The sequence below is a fragment of the Nonomuraea cypriaca genome (assembly GCF_015645445.1).
Taxonomy (GTDB): Bacteria; Actinomycetota; Actinomycetes; order Streptosporangiales; family Streptosporangiaceae; genus Nonomuraea; species Nonomuraea cypriaca.
Genome location: NZ_JADOGI010000119.1, coordinates 12,553 through 32,774, shown reverse-complemented (window position 1 = coordinate 32,774; position 20,222 = coordinate 12,553). Strand labels below are relative to the sequence as shown.

At 69.8% G+C, this 20,222-nt stretch carries 21 protein-coding genes and 1 pseudogene; 11 read left to right on the top strand and 11 right to left on the bottom strand.

Features of this window, described 5'->3' with window-relative positions; translation table 11 throughout:
- Positions 1-26: 26 nt before the first annotated feature.
- Positions 27-875 (bottom strand): DUF1996 domain-containing protein, encoded by an 849-nt coding sequence (locus ITP53_RS32585; protein ID WP_195899288.1) that lies wholly within the window; start codon positions 873-875, stop codon positions 27-29.
- Positions 876-1,033: 158 nt separating this feature from the next.
- Here ITP53_RS32585 and ITP53_RS58080 point away from each other — a divergent pair.
- From ITP53_RS58080 to ITP53_RS32565, 4 genes and pseudogenes are all read left to right on the top strand, one after another.
- Positions 1,034-1,105, top strand: a pseudogene (locus ITP53_RS58080) (helix-turn-helix domain-containing protein); the annotation flags it as partial.
- A 1-nt stretch (position 1,106) separates the two neighbouring features.
- A complete protein-coding gene (locus ITP53_RS58075) occupies positions 1,107-1,388 on the top strand; it encodes a zinc ribbon domain-containing protein (protein ID WP_407941339.1) in 282 nt (93 codons plus the stop codon).
- A 333-nt stretch (positions 1,389-1,721) separates the two neighbouring features.
- Positions 1,722-2,471: a sugar phosphate isomerase/epimerase family protein gene (locus tag ITP53_RS32570; protein WP_195899287.1), complete on the top strand. Its 750-nt coding sequence runs from the start codon at positions 1,722-1,724 to the stop codon at positions 2,469-2,471.
- On the top strand, positions 2,468-3,565 hold the full coding sequence (locus ITP53_RS32565) for a Gfo/Idh/MocA family protein (RefSeq protein ID WP_195899286.1): 1,098 nt from the start codon (positions 2,468-2,470) through the stop codon (positions 3,563-3,565). The genes ITP53_RS32570 and ITP53_RS32565 overlap by 4 nt, the downstream gene beginning before the upstream one ends.
- Positions 3,566-3,600: 35 nt before the next feature.
- Here the strand turns inward: ITP53_RS32565 and ITP53_RS32560 are convergent, their stop codons facing one another.
- Genes ITP53_RS32560 through ITP53_RS32550 form a run of 3 tightly spaced genes read right to left on the bottom strand, consistent with a single transcriptional unit; the run spans position 3,601 to position 6,829 of the window.
- Complete coding sequence (locus tag ITP53_RS32560; RefSeq protein ID WP_195899285.1) at positions 3,601-4,608, bottom strand: Gfo/Idh/MocA family protein; 1,008 nt, start codon at positions 4,606-4,608, stop codon at positions 3,601-3,603.
- Entirely contained in the window at positions 4,605-5,780 is a 1,176-nt protein-coding gene (locus ITP53_RS32555; RefSeq protein ID WP_328816472.1) for a Gfo/Idh/MocA family protein, read from the bottom strand. Before ITP53_RS32555 ends, ITP53_RS32560 begins: the two co-directional genes overlap by 4 nt.
- Positions 5,777-6,829 carry a zinc-binding dehydrogenase gene (locus ITP53_RS32550; protein ID WP_195899284.1) on the bottom strand — a complete coding sequence of 351 codons (1,053 nt, stop codon included), beginning with the start codon at positions 6,827-6,829 and terminating at the stop codon, positions 5,777-5,779. Before ITP53_RS32550 ends, ITP53_RS32555 begins: the two co-directional genes overlap by 4 nt.
- A 158-nt stretch (positions 6,830-6,987) precedes the next feature.
- Between ITP53_RS32550 and ITP53_RS32545 the strand changes: the two genes are divergently transcribed.
- Genes ITP53_RS32545 through ITP53_RS32530 form a run of 4 tightly spaced genes read left to right on the top strand, consistent with a single transcriptional unit; the run spans position 6,988 to position 9,988 of the window.
- A complete protein-coding gene (locus tag ITP53_RS32545) occupies positions 6,988-7,899 on the top strand; it encodes a sugar phosphate isomerase/epimerase family protein (protein WP_207756695.1) in 912 nt (303 codons plus the stop codon).
- Entirely contained in the window at positions 7,896-8,624 is a 729-nt protein-coding gene (locus tag ITP53_RS32540) for an orotidine 5'-phosphate decarboxylase / HUMPS family protein (RefSeq protein ID WP_195899282.1), read from the top strand. The genes ITP53_RS32545 and ITP53_RS32540 overlap by 4 nt, the downstream gene beginning before the upstream one ends.
- Before the next feature lie 5 nt (positions 8,625-8,629).
- Positions 8,630-8,980, top strand: coding sequence for a VOC family protein (locus ITP53_RS32535; RefSeq protein WP_195899281.1), 351 nt, complete (start codon positions 8,630-8,632; stop codon positions 8,978-8,980).
- Positions 8,981-9,988: a sugar phosphate isomerase/epimerase family protein gene (locus tag ITP53_RS32530; RefSeq protein WP_195899280.1), complete on the top strand. Its 1,008-nt coding sequence runs from the start codon at positions 8,981-8,983 to the stop codon at positions 9,986-9,988.
- A 59-nt stretch (positions 9,989-10,047) separates the two neighbouring features.
- On the opposite strand, the gene ITP53_RS32525 is transcribed toward ITP53_RS32530, so the two are convergent.
- From ITP53_RS32525 to ITP53_RS32495, 7 genes are all read right to left on the bottom strand, one after another.
- Entirely contained in the window at positions 10,048-11,106 is a 1,059-nt protein-coding gene (locus ITP53_RS32525; RefSeq protein WP_195899279.1) for a tartrate dehydrogenase, read from the bottom strand.
- On the bottom strand, positions 11,103-11,927 hold the full coding sequence (locus ITP53_RS32520; RefSeq protein ID WP_195899278.1) for a DeoR/GlpR family DNA-binding transcription regulator: 825 nt from the start codon (positions 11,925-11,927) through the stop codon (positions 11,103-11,105). The genes ITP53_RS32525 and ITP53_RS32520 overlap by 4 nt, the downstream gene beginning before the upstream one ends.
- A complete protein-coding gene (locus ITP53_RS32515; RefSeq protein ID WP_195899277.1) occupies positions 11,924-12,805 on the bottom strand; it encodes an aldolase in 882 nt (293 codons plus the stop codon). The genes ITP53_RS32520 and ITP53_RS32515 overlap by 4 nt, the downstream gene beginning before the upstream one ends.
- Before the next feature lie 48 nt (positions 12,806-12,853).
- Positions 12,854-13,732 (bottom strand): carbohydrate kinase family protein, encoded by an 879-nt coding sequence (locus tag ITP53_RS32510; protein WP_195899276.1) that lies wholly within the window; start codon positions 13,730-13,732, stop codon positions 12,854-12,856.
- A gap of 8 nt (positions 13,733-13,740) precedes the next feature.
- On the bottom strand, positions 13,741-14,583 hold the full coding sequence (locus tag ITP53_RS32505; RefSeq protein ID WP_195899275.1) for a carbohydrate ABC transporter permease: 843 nt from the start codon (positions 14,581-14,583) through the stop codon (positions 13,741-13,743).
- Positions 14,576-15,568, bottom strand: a complete 993-nt coding sequence (locus tag ITP53_RS32500; protein WP_195899274.1) for a carbohydrate ABC transporter permease — start codon at positions 15,566-15,568, stop codon at positions 14,576-14,578. The genes ITP53_RS32505 and ITP53_RS32500 overlap by 8 nt, the downstream gene beginning before the upstream one ends.
- A gap of 75 nt (positions 15,569-15,643) precedes the next feature.
- Complete coding sequence (locus ITP53_RS32495) at positions 15,644-16,951, bottom strand: ABC transporter substrate-binding protein (RefSeq protein ID WP_195899273.1); 1,308 nt, start codon at positions 16,949-16,951, stop codon at positions 15,644-15,646.
- 227 nt (positions 16,952-17,178) lie between these two features.
- Here ITP53_RS32495 and ITP53_RS32490 point away from each other — a divergent pair, with 227 nt between their 5' ends.
- The 3 genes from ITP53_RS32490 (at position 17,179) to ITP53_RS32480 (ending at position 19,811) form a co-directional block, all read left to right on the top strand.
- Positions 17,179-17,625: a GbsR/MarR family transcriptional regulator gene (locus ITP53_RS32490; protein ID WP_195899272.1), complete on the top strand. Its 447-nt coding sequence runs from the start codon at positions 17,179-17,181 to the stop codon at positions 17,623-17,625.
- A complete protein-coding gene (locus ITP53_RS32485) occupies positions 17,622-18,833 on the top strand; it encodes a glycosyltransferase (RefSeq protein WP_195899271.1) in 1,212 nt (403 codons plus the stop codon). Before ITP53_RS32490 ends, ITP53_RS32485 begins: the two co-directional genes overlap by 4 nt.
- 120 nt (positions 18,834-18,953) lie before the next feature.
- Positions 18,954-19,811, top strand: coding sequence for a DUF817 domain-containing protein (locus ITP53_RS32480; protein ID WP_328816463.1), 858 nt, complete (start codon positions 18,954-18,956; stop codon positions 19,809-19,811).
- Positions 19,812-20,222 lie beyond the last annotated feature (411 nt).

Below are 20,222 nucleotides of genomic sequence, written 5' to 3'. Positions count from 1 at the left end.
GGGTGGACCACCCGCCCGGACGGGTTCTACGACGGGCGGCCGTCGGCGCCGCACTTGATGATCGGGCGGATGCAGTCACGCACCCGGCGCTCCATCTCCGCCACCGGCCAGGCGTTGAAGAAGTCGCCGTGCATGGTGAACCCGCCGCCCGACGCCAGCCGGAAGTGCGACGGATCGCCGCTCACCGGATAGCGGATCACCTGCCGCAGCTTCGGCACCGGCACGGGATGCGTGCTCGGGCACTGCCCCGCCACCGGGTAGGCCATGTGGCTCTTGTGGTCGGCGGAGTCCAGGTCACGCCCGTTCCAGCACTGCGGGAAGTCCAGGTACGACTCCAGCATCGTCCCCGACGGGCAGGTGACGAAGTCCTTCGACGCGCCCACGTGCCCCGCGTGCAGGCACGACCACCGGGAGATCGTCGTGTTGTCGGGCCCGGTCGCCAGGGCGTTGCCCGCGACGATCCGCAGCCCCAGCGGCAGCGGCTGGATCCTGGCGATCACGTCGTCCCGCACGCCCTCACCGAGGTAGTAGAACGTGACGATGGCCGGCTCCACGGGAGTGCCGTCCCGGTAGAGCGTCGGCACCCAGTACGACGACTTGTCCACGACCGGGTTGCAGTTGGTCCCGCCGAGCTGCAGGTCGGCGAGCGTCGTGTGGGCGTTGGTGACCCGGCTGCCGAAGAAGCTGTGCATGTGCGAGGCGCCCGGCAGACCGGGGAAGACGATCGGGTCGTCGGGGAGCCGGTGGCTGAACGGGCAGTCGGCGAGGAACTCCGCCACCCGTACGGGCTCGGCCACCGCCGGGCTGGGTGCGGCGGTGAACAGACCGAGCAGCACGGACAAGAGCGCGAGAAGTGCGGTTCTCTTGGTCGTCACCGCGACCTCCGGAGGAAACCCGGTCCTTCAGCTTCTGGGCAGGGAGAAATCCGGACCCGGCAAGGGGCGGCCCGGCGAAGCCGGGGCAACCCAGAACATGAAGCATCCACGACGTTCCTCACTTCCTGATCCTCGTGGCGATACGGCAAAATCCGAACATGCGTACGGCGTACAAGGTGCGGGCCTACCCCACTCCGCAGCAGGAGGCGGTGCTGAACCGCACGTTCGGCTGTGTACGCCTGGTGTGGAACAAGGTCCTGGCCTGGCGCCAGACCCGCTACCGCACCGAAGGGATCCCTCGACACCCGGACGTGGCGCTGCCCGTCCTGCCGCACCCTGCACGACAGGGACGTCAACGCAGCCAAGAACATCCTGGCGGCAGGTCTTGCCGTGTCGGCCTGTGGAGGTGACGTCAGACATTCCGGGTCTTCCCGGGTGCAGTCGCCGGCGAAGCAGGAACCCCAGCCCGCGAGGGCTGGAATCCACGTCCCTCAGCTTCAAGGCGGGGAATAGTCAAGACAGCTCCGTCAAAGCGGGGGGCAGGGGTTCGGGGGAGCGCTCCCTTGACTTGAAGACTGCGCGCCTCTTTAACACCTGTCAAGGTGCAAGTTAACCTCGGCGAAACCTCCCGAGGCCTAGGAGAGAGCGCTCTCGCAATCCGCTCGGACGTGGACGACGGGACAAGGCCGCCCGCGAGGGACCAGAGCGTGGGCGGTCGAGCGAAATGGTGGGAATCTCACCTTGACATGGTGCCTAATGCACAGATATTCGTTAATTTAGTAACATGTTGGTGCGGGCCGCCGCAGTGTCGACCAGGGCGGCGCATGCCATGGCGAAAGGTTGACTGTGCCACTCCCCTCCCTCTCCCTCCAGCTCTACAGCGTCCGCGATGCCATCGAGGAGGACCTTCCCGGCACGCTCGTCAAGGTCGCGGACATCGGTTACCGGCAGATCGAGTCCTCCTACAAGCTGTACTCGCGCGGTCCCGAGTTCCTGGCCGCGGTGCGGGACACCGGCCTGGCCTCGCCGACGATGACCTCCTCGCTGGTCGACGTCGACCTCGACGCGATCTTCACCGCAGCGAAGGAGCTCGGCGCCGGCACGGTGATCGACACGTTCATTCCCGAACAGTTCTGGACGTCCGAGGCCGACGTGGACCGGATCGCCGGATATCTCAACAGGGCCGCGGAAAAGGCCGGGGAGTACGGTCTGCGGGTCGGCTATCACAACCACTGGTGGGAGCTGGAGCGCAGGTTCGGTGGGCGTACCGCGCTCGAGTGCCTGGTCGATCGGGTACGGCCGGACGTACTGCTCGAAGTGGACGCCTACTGGGTGGCGGTCGGCGGCGAGGACGTGCTCGAACTGCTCGGCAGGCAGCGCGACCGGGTGCACTTCCTGCACCTCAAGGACGGCCCGATCAACCGGGAGAACCTCCAGCAGCGTCCCGCCGGTCAGGGGAAGATGCCGTGGCCGGAGATCCTCGACGCCGCACCGCGACTGGAGGCCGGGGTGGTCGAGTTCGACGCGTACGACGGCGACATCTTCGAGGCCATCGCGGCCAGCTTCGCCTACTTCAACGCGCGGGTAACCGCATGAGCGCGGTCGGCGTCGGCGTCATCGGCGCGGGCAAGATCAGCGAACAGTACCTGACGAACCTCACCGCGTTCCCCGACCTGGACGTCAGAATCGTCGCCGACCTGCTGCCCGAGCGGGCCGCCGAGCAGGCCAAGGCGTACGGCGTGGCCGAGTCGGGCACGCCCGAGCAGGCTCTGCGCCACCCCGACGTGGAGATCATCGTCAACCTGACCATCCCGGCGGCGCATGCCGAGGTGTCGATGGCGGCGCTCGACGCCGGCAAGCACGTGTGGACGGAGAAGCCGTTCGCGCTCGACCGGGAGAGCGGACGTCGACTGCTCGAGAAGGCCGACGCCGCGGGGCTGCGGGTCGGCGGCGCGCCGGACACCTTCCTCGGCGCGGGGCTCCAGACGGCCCGCCGGATGATCGACCGGGGCGACATCGGGGTGCCGCTGACCGGGCTGACGCTGTTCGAGACGCCGGGGCCGGTGGCCGACCACCGCAACCTGGAGGTGTTGTTGTCGCGCGGCGCCGGGCCGCTGTGGGACATGGGCCCCTACTATCTGACGGCGCTCACCCAGTCGCTCGGGTCGTTCGCCGCGGTGACGGCGGTGGGGCGGATCGCCCGGCCGGTCAGGCGGCTGCTGGTCGGCCCCAAGACCGGTCACGATATTTCGGTGCAAGTCCCGACTTATGTGAGCATCATCGCCGAGTTCGAATCGGGGCAGACCTCGACCAGCGTTCTGAGCTGGGACTCGCCGCACCGCCGGGTGGGGCACGTGGAGATCGTGGGTTCGGAGGCCACGCTGTCCATCCCGGATCCCAACCACTTCGACGGCGACCTGTGTCTGCGACGCGGCGATGACCAGGAGTGGACGACCGTGCCCTGCTCAGGCCCTGTCGGCGGCCGCGGTCTCGGCACGCTGGACATCGCCCGCTCGGCCCGCGCCGGCGTCCCGCACCGCGCGTCGGGGCGGCTCGCGTACCACGTCCTCGACACGATGGCCGCCATCTCGGAGTCCATCGAACGCCGCGAGACCGTCCACGTGGACAGTAGTGCCCCGCCGGCCACCCCTATCCCTGAGAGCTGGGACCCGTACACCCAGACCCTCTGAGCTGAGAGCGCCCGCCGATGACGGCGGACGCTCTCTTAGCCGTGCAGGTCCTCGATGACGCGGATGGCGGCGAGCGCGTCCCGCGGGTCGACCGGCACCGGTCCTCCGCCCGTCAGGGCCTCGGCCAACCGGGCGTAGAAGGCGCGATAGGCGCCGCGCTCGGTGGGCAGCGGCGAGCCCTCGCCGTCCCGTCCCAGGATCCCGTGGGCCCGCGCGGGCTCCACCCCGAAGCCGTCGTCCAGCGGCGACATCCCCGAGGCGAGCTGCGACTCCTGCGGATCCAGCCCCCACTTGCCGTACGCCGACGCCGACCCCAGCACCCGGAACCTGAACCCGCGCTGCGCCACCAGGCTGCTCATCCCCAGATGCGACCTGACCCCGGACTCGTGGGTCAGCGCGATGAAGCTGTCATCGTCGTTCACCGCGTTCTCCCGGTGCCGATCGAGCTCGCCGTACACCTCCTTGACCGGGCCGAAGAGCTGGATGGCCTGGTCGACGAGGTGCGCGCCCAGGTCGTAGGCGACGCCGCCGCCGTCCCGCCCGGCGGTGCCGATCTTCCAGGCGGGTCTGGGCCGGGCGCTGAGCCATTCGAAGCGGGACTCGAAGCGCCACACGTCGCCGAGCAGCCCTTCGGTGACGAGTCGCCGCACGGTCAGGAAGTCGCCGTCCCACCTGCGGTTCTGGAAGACGGTCAGCGGCACCCCGCCGCGCTCGGCGAGCGTGATCAGGGCCTCGGCGTCGGCGGCGCGTACGGCCAGCGGCTTGTCCACGACGGTCGGCAGCCCGGCCCCCACGGTCAGGGTGGCCAGCTCGACATGGCTGGGGGTGGGTGCGGCCACCACGGCCAGGTCGAAGTCGCCGGACAACACCTGCCCCGGGCCGGACAGGATGCGGGCGTCAGGATGACGGGACGCGGCGGCCGCGGCCCGCTCCGGGTTCGCGGTGACGATGCCGCGCACGGAGTAGGACGGGTCGGCGCCGAGCAGCGGGCCGTGGAAGACGCGTCCGGCCAGGCCGTACCCGATGATGGCGACGCGGATCACGGGCGCTCCTTCACCAGGCGGCCGACCTCGCCACCGACCGGCGTGCCGGTGCGGGCGGCGTAGGCGGCCACGATCTGCTGGCAGGTCAGGACGTCGGCACGGCCCTCGGCCAGCCCGGACCTCGGCGGCGTGCCCTCGCGGACGTACGCGTGGAACGCTTCGAGCTGCGTCTCGAACGCCTCGGTGACGCTGCGGCGCGACACCCGGCGCTCGGCGTCGCCGTCCAGCGTCGTGACGACCAGCTCGGTGGGGGCGTGCAGCAGGTACGGCGAGGGGAAGGTCAGCTCGACGGTGCCGCGGCCGTGCACGACCCGGACCGTCTCCCGGTAGGCGGGGAAGTCGGGCAGGTAGTGCCAGGCCAGGGTGTACCGGCCGCCGGCGGGGAGGGTGCCGGTGGCCGCGATCGACGGCGGGTGCTCGCCGAACGACTTGCGGTCCCGGCCCACGTCGCGCCGGGTGTGCCGGGAGATCTGCCGCCAGATGTCGGCGTACTCCACGGTGGCGGGCGGCGCGCCGAAACTCCGCATGATGGACAGATCATGCGCGAGACTGCTCACCAGGCAGCCGCGGTAGGCCCGCCACAACGACTCGTCCGCGTCCCCCACGGCGTCCCGCCACAACTGACGGTCGATCGCCTCCTGGGGGCCAGGCGGGAGCGGAGTGGCCGGCCCGACCACCCGGGCCAGTGCGAGCTGCGAGGCCCCGGGCGGGTGCAGCACGGTCGCCTCGATGCTGCGGATGTCGTCCACCTCGGCCAGCGCCCGCTCCGCCGCGATGACCGCCGGGTCGTACTGCTTCATGTAGCCGACCAGGATCCGCCCGCCGAGTGCGGCCAGGTCGTCGACTTCTGCGAGGGTGTAGGCGAGCGGCTTCTCGCAGAAGACCGGCAGGCCGCGCTCGAACACCGCGCGGACCTCGGGCGCGTGCGAGCCGCGGGCCAGGATCATCACCGCATCCAGGCCGCCCGCGTCGAGCAGGTCGCCGAGGTTCGTGAAGCGGCGGCGCGGGGGGATGCCGTACCGGTCGCCGATCACCTCGGTGACCTCGGAGGACAGGTCGGCGACGGCCGCGATCGTGTAGAGGTCGGGGCGCTTGGCGAGCAGCGGCAGGTGTACGGCCTGCGCCACCGCACCCAGCCCGAGCACGCCGAGCCGCAGCGGAGCGGCCGTCACGTCGCCGCCTCCATGCGAAGGGCGGACTTGACGTTGTCGCCGCGCTGCATGGCGGAGAAGGCCTCCTGCCACTCCTCGATCGGGTAGACGCCGCCCAGCACCAGGTCGGGCCGGAGCTTGCCCAGGCCGAACAGGCGCAACACGCTCTCCCAGGTGCTCCAGGTGTGCGAGTAGCAGCCGTAGAGCGTGACGGCCTTCTTGACCAGCGGATCCAGGGTGAAGCCGAGCGGCTGCGGCCCCCAGCCGACCTTGGCGATCGCTCCCGCCGGACGTACCAGCTCCATGCTCTGCCGCAGTGCGGCGCTCACCCCGGTGGCGTCCACGACCAGGTCGGCGCCGAGCCCGTCGTGCAACCCGGCGACCACCTCGACGGGGTCCTGCCTGGTGATGTCGACGGTGTGGTCGGCGCCGAGCTGCTTGGCCTTCTCCAGCCGGTGCGCGTCGATGCCGGTGCCGAGCACGACCGTGGTGGCCGCGCCCTGCTGGATGGCGACCTCCAGGGCGAGCGTGCCGATCGCGCCCGCGCCCTGGACGACCACCAGGTCACCGGGCCGCACTCCGGCGCGCTCGACGACGGCGTTGTACGCGACCGCGTACGGCTCGCACATGGCGGCCAGCTCGTACGGGATGCCGTCCGGGATCCGGTGCAGCACCCGGGGCTCGGCCACGAGGTATTCGGCCATGGCGCCGTCGCGCTTGAGCCCGTAGCCCTCGCGCCGGGGACACAGGTTGTACCGGCCCGCCCGGCACAGGGCGCACACACCGCAGATCGACGCGGCCGTCTCGCACACCACCCGGTCGCCGATCGACCAGCCCGTGACGCCCTCGCCCACGGCTTCGATCGCCCCGGCGGACTCGTGGCCCAGCGTCACCGGCAGCACGCCCTTGGAGCTCTTGCTCTGCGTGTCGTGCCACATGTGGATGTCGGAACCGCATACTCCGACGGTGTGCACGCGTACCAGGACGGTGCTCGGACCGGCCTGTGGCCGGGGCACGTCGCGGACCTCCAGCGCGCCGTCCGCGTGCGCGTACTTGACCAACGCCTTCATTCAACGATCTCCAGTAGATCTCCAGCAAAAAGTGGTCGCTCCCGAGCAACAGTAGTTCAGTTTTCGCTCAAAGTCTGTATGATTGCTCCCATATTTTGGGTGAAACAGGGGATTTCGTGAGGATCGCAGCGTTCCCAAAGGGTGATCTGGATCAGCTGGTGATCCGGCGCACCAAGACCGTGTTCGACTGGATCGAGGAGGCCCGCGCGCTCGGCGTGGACGGGCTCGAACTGCACACCGGCTTCTTCTGGACAGGAAGCGACGACGAGGTGGACCGGGTCGGCACGGCGCTCGCCGAAGCCGGGTTCGAGATGCCGATGATGTGCGCCTCGCCCGACTTCACCAACCCCGACGCGGACGCGCGGGCCAGGGAGATCGAGGCGCAGGCCGAGTTCATGCGGATCACCGCCAGGCTGGGCGGGCCCGGCGCGACCTGCCGGGTGCTGAGCGGCCAGCGCTACCCCCAGGTGGCCGTCGAGCAGGGCGTGCAGTGGGCGTCTGAGGCGATCAGCGGGCTGCTGCCGCTGGCCGCCGAGCTGGACATCGTGCTGGCCATCGAGAACCACTACAAGGCCGGCACCTGGAACCACCCCGAGTTCGCCCAGGCACCGGCCGTCTTCCACCGGATCCTGGCCGGCATCCCCGACCGGGTGCACTTCGGCGTGCAGTACGACCCGTCCAACGCGATCACCGCCGGAGTGGACTCGGCCGAGTTCCTGGAGGGCGTGATCGACCGGGTGGTCACCATGCAGGCGTCCGACCGCTTCCTGGAGCCCGGCACCACGCTGGACGACCTGCGTCAGGCCGACGGCACGATCGGCTACGCGCCCGCGCTCAAGCACGGCGTGATCGGGCGCGGGCTCAACGACTACGACCGGATCTTCAGCATCCTGGTCGAGGCCGGGTACGACGGCTGGATCAGCATCGAGGACGGCGTCAACGGCCTCGACGAGCTGCGCGCCTCGGCCGACTTCCTGCGCGCGGCCAGGGACCGCTGGTTCGGCGGCTCCACCGCCGTCCGGGTACGCGCCCACGAACGGGCCAAGCAAGCACGAGAGGACATCCGATGAGCACGTCGATTCGCGGACTGCGGCGCGCCGACCTGACGCACGGCCTGGTCCAGGTCTCGCTCGACCTGAAGAACCTGGACGACGGCCTGCGGATGGCGGCCATCGCGGCCGAGGCGGGGGCCGACTGGCTGGAGATCGGCACCCCGCTGGTGATGGCCGAGGGCGCGCACGCCGTACGCGCGTTGCGCCGCGAGTACCCCGGCCACCCGCTGATCGCCGACCTCAAGATCATGGACGGCGGGTACGGCGAGACCACCATGTTCGCCGAGGCGGGAGCGGACGCCGTGGTCGTGATGGGGCGGGCGCACGACGCGACGGTCCAGCGGGTCTGCGAGGCCGGGGCCGACCACGGGATCCTGGTGATGGGCGACGACATGGGCGCCGAGGACCGGGTGGCCGAGGCGCGGCGGCTGGAGCGGCTGGGTGCCGGCATGGTCCTGCACCACATCGGGCACGATCATCGCGACATGCACAGGGAACTGCGCCTGTCACCGCTCACCGACCTGCCGGGGATCGTCGCCGCGACGACCGTGCCCGTGCAGGCGGTCGGCGGGTTGTCGATCGACCAGGCCGTGAGCTGCCCGGCGATCGGCGCGGGCGTCGTGGTCTTCGGCGCGCCGCTGGCCATCGACGACGAGCACTCGTTCACCATCCCTGAGCGCGACCTGCCCAAGATCCTCAAGGACGCGGTCGACCGGGTCCACGCGGCCGAGGTGAAGCGATGACGTTCATGAGGTTGCATCACGCGACGTTCACCATGCCCGTGGGTGCGGAGGAGGAGGCGCGGGCGTTCTACGCGGGCGTGCTCGGCCTGACCCCGGTGCCCAAGCCGGCGACCATGCGCCAGGTCGGCTGCTGGTTCCGCACCGATGGGCTGGAGGTGCACGGCCTGCCCGAGGACGACTTCAGGCCCAACCGGGTCAGCCACCCGGCGATCCTGGTGGACGACCTGGACGCGCTCGCCGCCCGGCTGGACGCGCACGGCGTCGCGTACGTGATGAACGGCGACTATCCCGGCCACCGCCGCTTCCACACCCACGACTGCTTCGGCAACCAGCTCGAGTTCCTCCAGGAGATCTGAATGGCCACCCATCCCGTCACCCTGTTCACCGCGCAGTGGGCCGATCTGCCGTTCGAGGAGGTGGCCCGGCTGGCGGGCGAGTGGGGCTTCGACGGCCTGGAGATCGCCTGCAAGTCCCAGCACCTGGACGTGGACCGGGCGCTTGAGGACGAGAAGTACCTCGACTCGCGCCGCGAGATCCTCGACCGCCACGGCCTGGGGGTGTGGGCGCTGTCCAACCACGCCCAGGGCCAGGTGATCTGCGACGACCCGCTGGACTTCAGGCACGAGCCGATCGTCGGCCCGCGCACGTGGGGCGACGGCGACCCGGACGGCGTCCGCGCCCGGGCGACCGAGCAGGTCAAGAAGACCGCGATCCTGGCCCGCAAGCTGGGCGCGTCGGTGGTGACCGGCTTCACCGGGTCCAAGATCTGGCGCTATGTCGCGATGTATCCGCCGGTGTCGCAAGAGGTGATCGACGACGGGTACGCCGACTTCGCCGCACGGTGGAACCCGATCATGGACGTGTTCGACTCCGAGGGCGTCAAGTTCGCCCTGGAGGTGCACCCGAGCGAGATCGCCTACGACTACTGGACCACCGCCAGGACCCTGGCGGCGATCGACCGCAGGGACGCCTTCGGCCTCAACTGGGACCCCAGCCACATGATGTGGCAGGACGTCAACCCGGCCAACTTCATCGTCGACTTCGCCGACCGCATCTACCACGTGGACTGCAAGGACACCCGGCTGCGCGCCAAGGACGGCCGGGTGGGTCGCCTCGGCTCGCACCTGGCCTGGGGCGACCCGAGGCGCGGCTGGGACTTCGTCTCCGCCGGGCACGGCGACGTGCCCTTCGAGGACGCCTTCCGCGCCCTGGAGTCGATCGGCTACACCGGCCCGATCTCCATCGAGTGGGAGGACGCCGGGATGAGCCGCCTGCACGGCGCGCCCAAGGCCCTGGAGTTCGTCCGCTCACTGCTCTGGGACCAGCCGCACGCCCGCTTCGACACCGCCTTCACCCAGACCTGACATCCCCGTCGATGTAGAGCTTCACGCGCCGTCCTCGATGATCACGTCGATGCAGAGCTTCACGCGCTTTCCTCGATGATCTTCCGCACGCTTTCCGTGAACTCGGCCGTGGAAGCCGTCCCGCCCAGGTCGCGGGTCCGCACGCCGCTCGCCAGCGCCGCCTCGAAGGCCGCCGTCAGCTCGGCGGCGGCCTCCGGGTGGCCCAGGTGGTCGAGCATCATCGCGCCGCTCCAGAGCTGGCCGACCGGGTTGGCCACGCCCTGCCCGGCGATGTCCGGAGCCGACCCGTGCACGGGCTCGAACATCGACGGATGCCGCCGCTCCGGGTTGAGGTTGGCGCTCGGGGCCACCCCGATCGACCCGGTGACCGCGCCCGCCAGATCGGACAGGATGTCGCCGAACAGGTTGGACGCCACGATCACGTCGTAACGGGCGGGGTGCAGCACCAGGCTCGCGGCCAGCGCGTCGATCAGCTCGCTGCGCAGCTCCACGTCGGGGAACCCGGCCAGCACCTCCCTGACCACCTCGTCCCAGAACGGCATCGTGTGCACGATCCCGTTGCTCTTGGTGGCCGAGGTGAGCCGCCCGCTCCGGCCCGCGGCCAACTCGGCGGCGTACCGGGCGACCCGGGTGACGCCACGGCGGGTGAACACCGCCTCCTGCACCGCCGACTCCTCCGGCAGGCCGTGGTACATCCGGCCGCCGATCTCGGAGTATTCGCCCTCGTTGTTCTCCCGGACCACGACCAGGTCGATCGGTCCCGCCTCGGCCAGCGGCGAGCGCACTCCTGGCAACGTCCTGACCGGCCGCAGGTTGACGTACTGCTCGAACCGCCGCCTGATCGGGATCAGCAGTCCCCACAGCGTCTCGACGTCGGGGATGTCCGGGACCCCGACCGCGCCCAGGAAGATCGCGTCATGCTCGGCCAGGATGTCCAGCCCGTCGACCGGCATCATCCTGCCGTGTTCCCGGTAGTGGTCGGAGCCCCAGTCGAGATGGCGCCAGTCGAGGTCGACGCCGTGCCGCGCGGCCACCAGGTCGAGGCAGCCCATCGCGGCCGGCACCACCTCCTGGCCGATGCCGTCGCCGGCGATGACCGCGACGCGGTGCCGGGTCATGAGGCGGCGCCGCTGGCCAGCTCACGCGGCGCGGTCGTCACCGTCACCACGTCGATGTCCTGCTGCTGGAGCATGGTGTGCTGTTCCTCCGTGAGGTGGTCGTCGATGATGACCCGGTCGATCGCGTCCCAGTCGCAGATCTTCACCATGGCGGAGGCGTAGAACTTCGAGGAGTCGGTGAGCAGCACGACCCGCTCGGCCACCTCGATCAGCGCCCGCTTGGTGATGGCGTCGAACCCGTTGCCGCAGAACGCGCCCCGCTCGCCGATCCCGCTGGCGGCCAGGAACAACGTCTCCACCTGCAGGTTGGAGATCGCGGACAGGGTCGCCGGGCCGTCGAACGACAACGACTCCGGGTGCAGCAACCCGCCCAGGCACATCACGTAGGTCCCGCTGCGCCCGATCAGGCTCGACACCACCGGGAACGAATGGGTGACAACCGTGATGTTCTGGTCGGCGGGCAGGAGATCGGCCACCTGGCGGGTCGTCGTGCCCGCATCGATCGCCACCACCGAGCCCGCGCCGACCATCTCGATCGCCTTCAGCGCGATGGCCCGCTTGGCGTCGGCCATCTTCATGTCCCGCAGGTGGTAGTCGCTGCCCTCCATCTCCTGCTTGGACAGCGAGCCCACACCGCCGCGGAACGCGCGTACCTTGCCCTGTTCGGTCAGCCGCAGCACGTCGCGGCGGATGGTCATCTCCGACACGGCGAACGCCTTCGACAACTCGGTGATCGTGCAGTAGCCCTGTTCGGTGATGAACTGCACCAGCCGATCCCGGCGCTCCGGCGCGGAGGTGTAACGGAAGTTTTCCTTGGTCATTGTGAGGTTCCTAGGCTCCGTCGTGACGTCTCGGCCACGATGGCAGTCAGCGCGCGCAACCTCTCCGCCGAACGGTGGGTCAGCGCGCCCAGCGTGTCCGGGTCAGCGACAGTATCGCCCCAGATCGCCCGTCCCGCGAGAAAACCGCTCGCACCGCCGAGACACGCCTCGCGTACGGCCGATGCGAAGTCCGCGGGATCGACCCCGTTCGACAACACCACCCATGGCCCCGGGACGATCTCCGACAGGCGTTCGGCCTGCTCCCTGACCCGTGACAGGTCACCCGGCTGGTATCCGGGCACCTCTGCCTTGTAGATCGTACCGCCCAGCGTGGCGATCTCCCTGGCCGCCTGGAGGATGGCGGCATGCCGCTCCTCCGGGGCCCAGGTCTGGCCGTCGGCCGGCCGTACGATCGCCTCCACCAGGCTGGGGACCTCGGCGGCGGCGGCCACGTCGAGGAACGAGCGGACCAGCCGCTCGCGCTCGGCCGGGTCGCCGTCGGCCCGCCAGATCACCAGGAACTTCAGCGCGGCGGCCCCGACCTGACGGACGTACTCGGGAGTGACGGCGGTGTCGAGGTGAGTGGTGAGCACCGGCCGGCCCGGCGGCTGTTCCAGCAGGTCGGCGGCCAGGATCAGGCTGGACGCGAGCGACTCGGGCGCGGCGTCGGCCACGCCGTACAGCCGGTCGAGCAGCACCGCGGAGGCCAGCGGTGACAGCACCCGTGTCGCCGTTGACTTGAACTCGCGCAGCGCCTCGTCGGCTGCTTCCTGGCCGTTGACAAGGGGGAACATCTGGCGCAGTGACTCCCGTTGGTCCAGCGCGAGCATGGCGAAACCGCCCTCGGCCGATTCCAGCGGGGCGGTCAACCTGCGCATCGCGTGTTCTCGGGGGGTCACAGAATTCCCAGACATCATTCTCCGTTCTCAATCGGACCGCGGCGCGGGACGCGCCGTGGACAGCCATTGCTCCACCTCGGCGGCGCGGGGTATGCCGCTCCTGCCGTCGAGCGCGCGGCACGAGAGCGCCGCCACGAGGTTGGCCCGCCGCGCCGCCTCGACCAGCGGCCGGCCTTCGACCAGCCCGGCCAGCAGCGCGCCGTGGAAGACGTCACCGGCGCCCATCGTGGACACGGGCTCGACCGGCACCGGCGGGACGTGCGTCAACTCGCCCGCGACCAGGACGTCGCAGCCGTCGCCACCCAGAGTCGCCACCACCTGCCCGGCGCCCGCCGCGGCGGCCCGCAGGCTCGCGGCCAGGTCAGGGGCGGGGAAGGCGGCGCACAATGATCCGGCGGTCGGCGCGTACAACTCGACGCCGGCCAGGTCGAGGCCGGGGATCGGGTTGCCGCCGTCGACGCTGAGCGACGTCCCACCGCCCAGAGCCACGCGGGCGGCGGCGTAGCCGGTCTGGTCGGCGTGCAACCAGCGGGCCACGCCGCGCGGCGGCGGGTCGGGCGCGGTCGAGGGCGAGGTGACGATCGCCCGCGTGCCGGACGCCCGGGACACCATGATCATGCTCTGCGGCGTGCGGACGCCGGGCCTGGCGCGCAGCCACGTGGTGTCCACACCCTCGTCCTCCAGCAGCTTCCTGCTCAGCCGCCCCGCGTCGTCGGCGCCGACGACGCCGCAGAAACCGACGCGGGCGCCCAGCCTGGCCAGCGCGACCGCCGCCGTCGCGGCCGGGCCGCCTCCGGCGACGGTGAACGGCTCGCCGACCACCCGGCCGTCCGCGGCGGGCAGCCGGTCGATCGTGGTGATGGTGTCGACGGTGACGACCCCGACGCAGATGACGTCCAGCGGCATGACGAGCCCTACTTCACCGCGCCGGCGGTCAGGCCGGTCACGAGGTAGCGCTGCAGGATGAGGAAGCCGGCCACGATCGGCACGCTGACCACCAGCGCCGCCGCCATGACCTGGTTCCAGTAGACGTTCGTCTCGGTGGCGTAGCTCTGCATGCCGACCGACAGCGTACGGGTCTCGCTGTTGGTCAGCTGCGAGGCGAACAGGATCTCGCCCCAGCCGGTCATGAACGCGTAGACGGCGACCGCGATGATGCCGGGCCTGGCGGCGGGCAGCAGCACCCGGAACAGCGCGCCCAGCGCCGTCGTGCCGTCCACCTTCGCCGATTCGTCCAGTGCGCGCGGGATGCTGTCCAGATAACCGGCCAGCATCCAGATCGAGAACGGCAGGGTGAACGTCAGGTAGGTGACGATCAGCCCGATCCGCGTCTGGTAGAGGAAGGTGAAGCCGAGGCTCCGGTCGATGTTGACGAAGATGATGAACAGCGGCAGCAGGAACAGCACCCCTGGGAACATCTGCGTCGAGAGGATCACGCCGGAGAACGCGCCCCGGCCGCGGAAGCGATAACGCGAGATGGCGTACGCCGCGAAAATCGCGATGACGACGCTGAACACCATCGACGTGAGCGTCACGACGAGGCTGTTGACGAAGTAGTCGGCCAGCGGCACGGTCGACCACATGTCGACGAACGGCGCCAGCGTCAGATGCGTCGGCCACCACTGAAACTCGCCCTGCACGTCCCGCAGCGGCTTCAGCGCCGAGGTCAGCACCACGTAGAGCGGCACGATCGTGAACACGGCGAGCGGGACCAGCACCACCCAGCGGAAGACGCGGAACGACGTCTGCTCACGCATTGCGGTTCACTCTCCTGTTCCACAGCGCCCACAGGCCCGCGACCACGACGAGGAACAACATCAGCAGCACGGACATCGCCGAGCCGAGGCCGAAGTTCCAGGTGATGAACGAGCTGGAATAGATGTGCACGGTCAGCAGGTCGGCGGACGCGGGCGGGGTCGGCCCGAAAAGCACGTAGGGGGTGTTGAACTCGCGGAACGTCCACAGGAAGAGCAGGAGCATCAGGACCGCGCTGATCGGCCGCATCATCCGCAGCGTGATGTGCCGCATCTGCTGCCAGGTGCTCGCGCCGTCGATCGCCGACGCCTCGTACAGCTCGTCCGGGATGCTCTGCATCCCCGCCATCGACATCAGGAACGCGAACGGCCACTGCTGCCAGATCGACACGACCACCACCGAGACGAACGCGTTCCCGCCGATCAGCCAGAACGGCCGGTCGTCCACCAGGTGCAACACATCCACGATGAACTGGTTGATCAGGCCGTTGTCGCGCTGCAGCATGAACTTCCATACGATGATCCCGGCGTACGCGGGCAGCGCGTACGGGATCAGGAACAACGTGCGCAGGAAGCCCCGGCTGCGCATCGGCCGCTGCAGCACGATCGCGGCCGCCATGCCGAACGCGTACGAGACCCCGATGACCAGCACCGTGAAGCCGAGCGTGATCCCGAAGGAACGCAGCAGCTGCTGGCCGAGCGGCCCGGAGAAGTCGAGCGCCACCCTGAAGTTGCCCAGCCCCGCGAACGGCGCCGCCGACCAGTTGGTGACGAACAGCTGGGTGAGCTCGATGAGACTCATGAAGATCCCGACGATCATCGGGATGACGTGCACGAGCAGCTCGAAGACCACCGCCGGGAGGATCAGCAGGTAGGGGGCCGCCCGGGTCCAGTTGATGCGTCTGAGCCCGCGCGGCCGGGCCTCGTCCGGGCCCGGCCCGTCTTTCGGCGCCCGCGCGGGCCGCCTGGGGAACGTCGTCGCTGCCATCTCGTTCTCCTCGGGAGGCCGCGCGCTGGGCCGCAACCCGTGGTTCGGTCGGTTGTCGGTCGGGGGAAACGATGATCAGCTCGCTCCCATCTTCTGCTGCGCCGCTTCCAGCGCGGCCCTCACCTCCGCGTCGCCCACCGGCGCTCCGGTCGCGGCCTTGGCGACCAGCGCGACGGCCGCGCCGCCGACGTTGGCCTGGAACGCCTGGATACCGGGGACGAGCGGCAGCGGCTTGGCCTGACCGGCGAGGACCTCGGTGAAGGTGCCGAGCTTCTCCTTGTCGTCGGTGAAGGCCGCGGGCACGCCCTGGACCGCGGGCTGCGTGGTGTAGGCCTTGTTGAGGATCTTCTGCTCCTCGTCGCTCGTCATGAACTTGACGAACTGGAGGGCCGCGTCGACGTTCTCGCTGTTCTTGAACACCGAGATGTTGGTCCCGGCGACGAAGCTGGAGACCTTCTTGCCTGCGGCCGGAGCCGGGATCGGCACGATGCCGTATTCGTCGGGCTTCATGCCGTTCTCCGCCAGCACGTTGATGCCGGAGGTCTGCGCCATGTACATCGCGGCGTCTCCCCTGGCGAAGTCGCCGGCGGCCTGCGCGGAGTCGCTGTACTGCGCGGCGCTCGGGTTGACGACGTGGTGTTTCGCCAGCAGGTCCACGTACTGCTTGACGCCGGCGATCATGCCGGGCGTGGTGAACGTGGGCTTGCCCGCGGCGTCGAAGGCGGAGCCGCCGTTCTGCTCGCTGAAGATGTAGGCGAAGTGCATGCTGGCGTTGACGGTGGCGCCCGGGATGACGATGCCGTACTTCTTCTTCGCGGGATCGGTCAACTTCTGTGCGGCCGCGACCAGTTCCTCCCACATCGTGGGCGGCTTCAGACCGGCGTCATTGAACAGCTTCTTGTTGTAGTACAGCGCGTAGACCTGGCTGTAGAGCGGGATCGAGGTGGGCGGCTCGCCCGCCTTGCCCGCCGTGGCGAAGGAGCTCGCGACGAAGCGGTCCCTACCGCCGATCTTCTGCAGCGCGGCGTCGTCGAAGGGCAGGAACGCTCCGGTCGACTGGAAGGTCACCGCGTTGGTGTTGCCGATGTTGAGCACGTCGGGGCCCTGGCCGCTGACGGCCGCCGACAGGGTGTTGTTGGTGAGGTCGGTCCACGGCACGACCTCGAGCTTGACCTTGATCCCGGTCTGCTGGGTGAACTTCGCGATCTCGGGGGTCAGGATGTCCTTGTCGTTCTGCAGGCTCGCGCCCTGGTTGCTGGCCCAGTAGGTGATCGTCGTACCGGCGCCTGCCGAGGTCTCGGAATCGCCATCGCCGCCGCAGGCGGTCAGGGCGGCGGCGAGGAGCATCGCGGACGCTCCGGCTGCGAGGGGTTGGATCTTCATCGCGCCGCTCCAGATGAGAGTGGCAAGCGAGGTCACATTCGGCCGCTTGCCCTGCCGTCGAGTGGTGCCATTTGAACACCGGCCCAAGGTTGGTGTCAATGGAACATCCTTTGATACTTCCCGCCCAAATTTCCGGGCGTGTCCTCGTACGGACTGTTGGCTCCCGCACGGCAACTCTCAGACGACCGTTTGTTCGGATTGTTCCGAACAAGCTGTACAGTTGAAGGATGGATGAGATGGAGGCCTTCGCGGAGGAGGCGGGGCTGTTCTATGAGCGGCTGGGACTGAGCAGGACGGCGGGCCGGGTCATGGGATGGCTGCTGACCGCCGACACCGACGGCGCGGACGCCCCTCAGCTGTGCGACGCGCTCGGGGTGGCCAAGAGCAGCATGAGCGTGGCGCTGCGCACGCTGGAGAGCGCCGGCCTGACCGAGCGGTTCCGCCGCAGGGGCGACCGCCGGGACCGCTACCGGCTCACAGAGGACGTCTTCGGCCGCGCGTTCAGAGCGAAGATGGCGGAGTTCGAGCAGTTCACGCGGCTGGCGGAGCGCGGGCTCCGCGCCGTCGGCGACGATCCGGCCCGGCGCAAGCGCCTGGAGAACATGCGCGACATGTACGCGTTCATGGCAGAGCGGTTCCCCCGGCTCCTGGACGAATGGGAGGAATCACGATGAAGGTGCTCATCGTCACGACCGGGAGCCGGGGTGACGTCCAGCCGTTCGTCGCGCTGGCCCGCGGACTCACCGCGGCGGGTCACGAAGCGACGCTGGCCGCCCCGCGCAGGTTCGGGGCGCTCGTGGAGCCGTACCAGGTGGACTTCGCCCCGCTGGACGACAGCGTGTTCGCCGTGCAGGACGAGGTGGCGGGCAAGGGAACCCGTGCGGCGATCACCGCGGTCCGCAAGGTGAAGCCGCTGATGCGCGCCTGGCTCGACGATCTCGCCACGCTTCGCGACCGGCCCGCCGACATCGTGGTCTACGCGCCCAAGACGCTCGGCGCGCCGCATCTGGCCGACAGGATGGGGGTCGCCTCGCTCGCCGCCCTGACCGTCCCGCTCTACCAGCCGACCTCCCACTTCGCGCTGCCGATCGTCCCCGTACGGTTACCGCGCACGCTCAACAAGCTGAGCTGGCACGTGGCGGCAGCCGTGGAGGCCCCGTGGCGCGGGATGGTCCGCACGTGGCGTGCGCAGGCCCTGGGCCTGCCCGGCCGGGCGCCCGGCTTCACGCAGAGGGTCGCCGAGGGCGGTGTGCTCAACGCCTGGAGCCCGCGACTGCTGCCGGTCCCGCCCGACTGGCCACCTTCCGCGGAGCCGCTGGGCTTCCTGCCCCTGCCCGCCGAGCCTGGTTGGCGGCCGCCGGAGCGGCTCACCCGGTTTCTCGAGGAGGGCGAGCCGCCGATCTATGTCGGCTTCGGCAGCGTGGTCACCAAGGACGCCGGCACGCTGACCGCCACGGTGCTGGAAGCGCTGCGGCTCACCGGGCGGCGCGGCGTGCTCGCCACCGGCTGGGGCGCGCTGCGAGACGCGGAACTGCGCGAGGACGTGCTGGTCATGGACGCGGTCCCGCACGAGTGGCTGCTGCCGCGTACGGCACTGGCCGTGCACCATGGCGGGGTGGGCACCGTCGCCGCGGCGATGCGAGCGGGCATCGCGCAGGTCGTCAGGCCGTTCCTGGGAGACCAGCCGTTCTGGGCCCGCCGTGTTCACGCCCTCGGTATCGCGGCTCCCCCGCTGACCAAGCTCACCCCGCACAGCCTGGCCGAGGCGATCGAGCAGGCCGATGCCCGCGCCGAGGCCGCCCGCGAGCTGGGCCGACGGGTCCGCGCCGAGGACGGGGTCGCGGCCGCGGTCAGGGCGATCGAGTGTGCCGGTGGCGGCTAGGTTGCCTACGGCCTTCGCGGTGTCGTCCCGAACGCCGCGTGGGCGCGACCTCCCGATTTCTGCACCAAACCTCCCCGAAAGCCGATGAACCTGGGCGCAGTGCGGACGATCGGATAAGGCGTGAGGTTCTTTGTCGCCCAGATGTTCCGCTTCGCGTGGGCCGAGGCGAAGTCGTGCGTGTTCGCGGTCGCCATGTTCGCGGGGCTGGCCGCTTCGTCGGTGCTGCCACTGCCGATTCCGCGCTATGACGCGCTGCTGATCTTCGCCGTGGCGGTGACCGTGGTCTTCCGTGCGCTGCGGTGGGAGAGCAACCAGGAGATAGCCGTCATCGCCGGGTTCCATCTGGTCGGGCTGGCCTTTGAGCTGATCAAGGTACGGCTCGGGTCGTGGAGCTATCCGGAGGATGCCCACACCAAGTTCGGCGGGGTGCCGCTGTACAGCGGATTCCTCTACGCGGCGGTGGGCAGCTACGTCTGTTCGGCCTGGCGGATCCTCTCGTTGCGCCTGGTGGCCTACCGAACGGTACCGGTGACCCTGGTGGCGCTGGCGATCTACGTGAACTTCGTCAGCCAGCACTGGTGGATCGACCTGCGGATCCCGCTGGCCCTCGTGCTCGTCCTGGTCACCTGGGGAACGGTGGTGCACTTCACCGTGGGCGAGCACCGGTACCAGATGCCGCTGGCACTGTCGCTCACCCTCATCGGGTTCTTCCTGTGGGTGGCCGAGAACATCGCGACCTACCTCGGCGCCTGGCAGTACCCGTACCAGCGGGAGACCTGGCAGTTGGTGCACCCCGCCAAGTTCGGGGCCTGGGCACTGCTGGTCAGCGTCACGTTCGTGATGGTCGCCTCCTGGCAGGCGAGCCGCGGCCGACTGCACCTCCCGGCGGCCCGCCGGCCCCACGGTTGGGCGCTGCCCCTGCGCCGCGTCCCTCCCCAGGCCCCTTCCGCCGCGTCATGGACGGGACACCGGCCGTAACGAGCAGGCACGATCGCTCGTTGAATCCCGCCGTCCAGATGGCTTAAGGTGCGGCGATGAGCATGACCGATTGGCTGCTCGAGTCCGACCCCGCCATCCGCTGGCAGGTGCTGCGCACATGCTGGAGCAAATGCCCGCACGGCGGTGCGCCAGCGAGACCTGTGACAACTTGTTCGTGCACCAACGCAGCCGCAGTCAGCATGGGCAGCACCGCAGCCAGGGAGTGAAATACTGCTCGACGAACTGCGCACGCACTCAGGCCGCACGCGAGCTGCGTCGGCGCAGGCGCACTGCGGGCTGAACGAGTGCCGCCTCGCATCCAGGCATAGCTATGCCCCGGTTGCGTGCGGTGCAGAGGCAGGACCGGGGCTTATGGCTCGAAGGTACCACCCTTTGTGTTGATAGGAAACT

What these genes read in the sequence shown, in the direction of transcription:
- ITP53_RS32515 (WP_195899277.1), bottom strand. Translation starts at nt 12,805, where the DNA reads ATGCGCAGGTTGACCGCCCCGCTGGAATCGGCCGAGGGCGGTTTCGCC.
- ITP53_RS32495 (WP_195899273.1), bottom strand. Translation starts at nt 16,951, where the DNA reads ATGAAGATCCAACCCCTCGCAGCCGGAGCGTCCGCGATGCTCCTCGCC.
- ITP53_RS32525 (WP_195899279.1), bottom strand. Translation starts at nt 11,106, where the DNA reads ATGACCCGGCACCGCGTCGCGGTCATCGCCGGCGACGGCATCGGCCAG.
- ITP53_RS32550 (WP_195899284.1), bottom strand. Translation starts at nt 6,829, where the DNA reads ATGAAGGCGTTGGTCAAGTACGCGCACGCGGACGGCGCGCTGGAGGTC.
- ITP53_RS32535 (WP_195899281.1), top strand. Translation starts at nt 8,630, where the DNA reads ATGAGGTTGCATCACGCGACGTTCACCATGCCCGTGGGTGCGGAGGAG.
- ITP53_RS32500 (WP_195899274.1), bottom strand. Translation starts at nt 15,568, where the DNA reads ATGGCAGCGACGACGTTCCCCAGGCGGCCCGCGCGGGCGCCGAAAGAC.
- ITP53_RS32485 (WP_195899271.1), top strand. Translation starts at nt 17,622, where the DNA reads ATGAAGGTGCTCATCGTCACGACCGGGAGCCGGGGTGACGTCCAGCCG.
- ITP53_RS32565 (WP_195899286.1), top strand. Translation starts at nt 2,468, where the DNA reads ATGAGCGCGGTCGGCGTCGGCGTCATCGGCGCGGGCAAGATCAGCGAA.
- ITP53_RS32530 (WP_195899280.1), top strand. Translation starts at nt 8,981, where the DNA reads ATGGCCACCCATCCCGTCACCCTGTTCACCGCGCAGTGGGCCGATCTG.
- ITP53_RS32540 (WP_195899282.1), top strand. Translation starts at nt 7,896, where the DNA reads ATGAGCACGTCGATTCGCGGACTGCGGCGCGCCGACCTGACGCACGGC.
- ITP53_RS32490 (WP_195899272.1), top strand. Translation starts at nt 17,179, where the DNA reads ATGGATGAGATGGAGGCCTTCGCGGAGGAGGCGGGGCTGTTCTATGAG.
- ITP53_RS32510 (WP_195899276.1), bottom strand. Translation starts at nt 13,732, where the DNA reads ATGCCGCTGGACGTCATCTGCGTCGGGGTCGTCACCGTCGACACCATC.
- ITP53_RS32505 (WP_195899275.1), bottom strand. Translation starts at nt 14,583, where the DNA reads ATGCGTGAGCAGACGTCGTTCCGCGTCTTCCGCTGGGTGGTGCTGGTC.
- ITP53_RS32520 (WP_195899278.1), bottom strand. Translation starts at nt 11,927, where the DNA reads ATGACCAAGGAAAACTTCCGTTACACCTCCGCGCCGGAGCGCCGGGAT.